This is a genomic window from Azohydromonas lata NBRC 102462 (assembly GCF_001571085.1).
GTDB lineage: Bacteria > Pseudomonadota > Gammaproteobacteria > Burkholderiales > Burkholderiaceae_C > Azohydromonas > Azohydromonas lata.
This window is the reverse complement of record NZ_BCTC01000221.1, coordinates 1-3107: the sequence shown is the minus strand read 5'-3', so window position 1 is coordinate 3107 and position 3107 is coordinate 1. Positions and strand designations below refer to the sequence as shown.

The 3107-nt window shown below is 63.3% G+C and carries 2 protein-coding genes; both read right to left on the bottom strand.

All coding sequences use genetic code 11. The features are described 5' to 3' along the window. Nucleotides 1-1517: nitrogenase molybdenum-iron protein subunit beta (gene nifK / locus ALA01S_RS30590; RefSeq protein ID WP_066343497.1), on the bottom strand; the 1517-nt coding region annotated here is incomplete at its 3' end. A gap of 127 nt (nt 1518-1644) precedes the next feature. After that, nucleotides 1645-3105, bottom strand: a complete 1461-nt coding sequence (gene nifD / locus ALA01S_RS30585; protein WP_066343491.1) for a nitrogenase molybdenum-iron protein alpha chain — start codon at nt 3103-3105, stop codon at nt 1645-1647. Between the last annotated feature and the right edge of the window lie 2 nt (nt 3106-3107).

Sequence of the window (3107 nt, the reverse complement as noted above, 5' to 3'; positions counted from 1 at the left end):
ATGGTGTTGGCGTCGAGCGTCTCGAAGAACTCGTCCAGCAGCATCGTCAGCACGCGCAGGCCGCCGTCATAGCCCCAGGTGGGGAAGCGGTGGTAGTGGTGGCGGTCGAAGATGGGGAACACCAGGCGGATGAGCGGGGTGCCGCAGTCACGCTCGAGGTACTTGCCGTAGGTGTTGCCGATGAGGAAGTCCACCGGCTCGGTGTTGAGCAGGCTGCGCAGGTGCCACAGGTCGCGCTTGGGGTAGACCTTGCAGGCGGCGCCGTAGGGCGAGGCGTCGAAGACGGCCTGCACCTTCTTGGCCCAGTCCTCGCCGCCGTTGGTGGCCAGCACGTGGGCGGGCTCGGCGCCGATTTCCAGCAGGAACTCGGTGTAGCCCAGGAGCTGGTCGGGGTCGCCGTACAGGGCGTAGCGCTTGCCGTGCAGGTGGGCCTGGCTGTCGGCCAGGGCGTCCACGAGTTGGCCGCGCTCCTTTTCGAGCTGCGCCGGGATGGGCTTGCCGGTCAGGCGCGAGATGGCCATGAGGAAGCGGTCGGTGCCGGCCACGCCCACGGGGGCGTTGAGCGCCACGACTTCCTGGCCCTTCTCGGCGATGTACTTGGCGGTCTTCTCGCTGCAATACTCCTGGAAGACGATGGTGGCCTTGGCGTTGAGCGCGGCTTCGACTTCAGCCTTGGTGGTGCCGCCTTCGTACATGCGGAACTCGCCGTCGGTGGGCGTGTTCCACACTTCGGAGGGGTCGCAGATGATGTTCACCTGCACGCCGAAGAGGTCGAAAATGCGGCGCACTTCCTTCATGTTGCCCACGACGAAGCCGTCGAAGCCACCGATGAAGTTGATGCTGTCGTTGGGGGTGCGCACCAGCGGCGCGGTGGTGCCGGCCTTGCCGTCCCAGAAGTGCTTGAGCACGCCCAGCAGCGCGTTGTCGTAGCCGGTGATGTGGCTGCCGACGAAGGCCGGGGTGTGGGCGAAGGGCACGTCGAACTCGGCCGGGACGCTGCCCTTTTGCTTGGAGTTCTTGATGAAGGCGTCCAGGTCGTCGCCGATCACCTCCGCCATGCAAGTCGTCGAGACGGCGATCATCTCGGGCTTGTAGAGGTTGTAGGCGTTGGCCAGGCCGTCGATCATGTTGTTCAGGCCACCGAACACGGCTGCGTCTTCCGTCATCGAGGAGCTCACGCAGGAGGTGGGTTCCTTGAAGTGGCGGGAGAAGTGCGAGCGGTAGTAGGCCACGCAACCTTGGGAGCCGTGCACGAAGCTCAGCGTCTTGGCAAAGCCGTTGGCGACGAACACGGCGCCCAGGGGCTGGCAGGCCTTGGCCGGGTTGACGACCAGCGCTTCGCGGGCGAAGTTCTTTTCCTTGTACTCCTTGGACTTGGTCCAGTCGCGGATCTCGGCGATCTTGACCTCGGAGTGGTTGAACTCGAAGTTGGCCTTCTTGTTGGCGAACAGCTCCTGGTACTCCGGCTCGCGGAACAGCAGCTCGTGGTCCTTGATCTGGTCTGCGCTTTGGGGCATTTGAATCTCTCCAGTGACGTGATCTCAATGAGTTCCGTCACACCCGCGAAAGCGGGTGTCCACGAGTGCCGGGGAGCATCCCGGCGTTCGTGGATGCCCGCTTACGCGGGCATGACGAAGGTGTTGCTCAGGCCGCCTTTTTCCACGGGGCTTGCGTGAGCTTCCAGATCGGCGAGCTGATGGCCATGTCCATGTCACGCGCGAAGATGGCGAAGCCGTCGTAGCCGTGGTAGGGGCCGGAGTAGTCCCAGGAGTGCATCTGGCGGAAGGGCACGCCCATCTTCTGGAAGACGTACTTTTCCTTGATGCCCGAGCCCACGAGGTCGGGCTTGAGGCCCTCGACGAACTTCTCGAACTCGAAGCCGGTCACGTCGTCATAGATCAGCGTGGAGTCCTTGATGTAGTGCGTGGTGCGCTGGTAGTCGTCGTTGTGGGCGAACTCGTAGCCCGTGCCGACGATCTCCATGCCCAGGTCCTCGTAGGCGCCGATGACGTGGCGCGGGCGCAGGCCGCCCACGTACAGCATCACGGTCTTGCCTTGCAGGCGCGGCTTGTACTTGGCGATGACGGCGTCCACCATCGGCTGGTACTTGGCGATCACGGCCTCGGCGTTGGCCTTGATCTTGTCGTCGAAGTGGCTGGCGATGCTGCGCAGGCTCTCGGCGATCTTGGTGGGGCCGAAGAAGTTGTACTCGACCCAGGGAATGCCGTACTTCTCTTCCATGTGCCGGCTGATGTAGTTCATCGAGCGGTAGCAGTGGATGAGGTTGAGCTTGGCCTTGGGGGTGTTCTCCAGCTCGGCGATGGTGCCGTCGCCCGACCACTGGGCGATCACGCGCAGGCCGATCTCTTCGAGCAGGATGCGGCTGGACCAGGCGTCGCCACCGATGTTGTAGTCACCGATGATGGTGACGTCGTACGGGGTGCTCTCGAACTCGCGCTCTTTCTTGGTCGTGCCGTCGAAGACCCAGTCGCGGATGGCGTCGTTGGCCAGGTGGTGGCCCAGCGACTGCGACACGCCACGGAAGCCTTCGCAACGCACCGGGACGATGGTGTGGTTGCCGTGCTCCTTGCTCTTCTTCTTCGACACGGCTTCGATGTCGTCGCCGATCAGGCCGATGGGGCACTCCGACTGGATGGAGATGCCCTTGTTCAGCGGGAACAGGTCCTGGATCTCGTCGATGATCTTGTCGAGCTTCTTGTCGCCGCCGAAGACGATGTCCTTCTCCTGGAAGTCGGAGGTGAACTGCATCGTCACGAAGGTGTCCACGCCGGTCACGCCGATGTAGTAGTTGCGCCGCGAGGCCCAGGAATACTGGCCGCAGCCCACGGGGCCGTGGGAGATGTGGATCATGTCCTTGATCGGACCCCACACCACGCCCTTGGAGCCGGCGTAGGCGCAGCCGCGGATGGTCATGACACCCGGCAGGCTCTTGATGTTGGACTTGACGCCGCAGTCGGGCTTGCCCTCTTCATAGTTGTTGAGGTGCTTGGCGCGACGCTTGGCCATCTTCTCGGGATAGGCCTTCAGGACTTCATCGATCAAGGCCTTGTTGGCGGCCTTGCGCTCTTCAACGGTCATGCTCATGG

Coding starts and splice junctions, on each gene's coding strand:
- nifD (WP_066343491.1), bottom strand. CDS start 3,105: ATGAGCATGACCGTTGAAGAGCGCAAGGCCGCCAACAAGGCCTTGATC.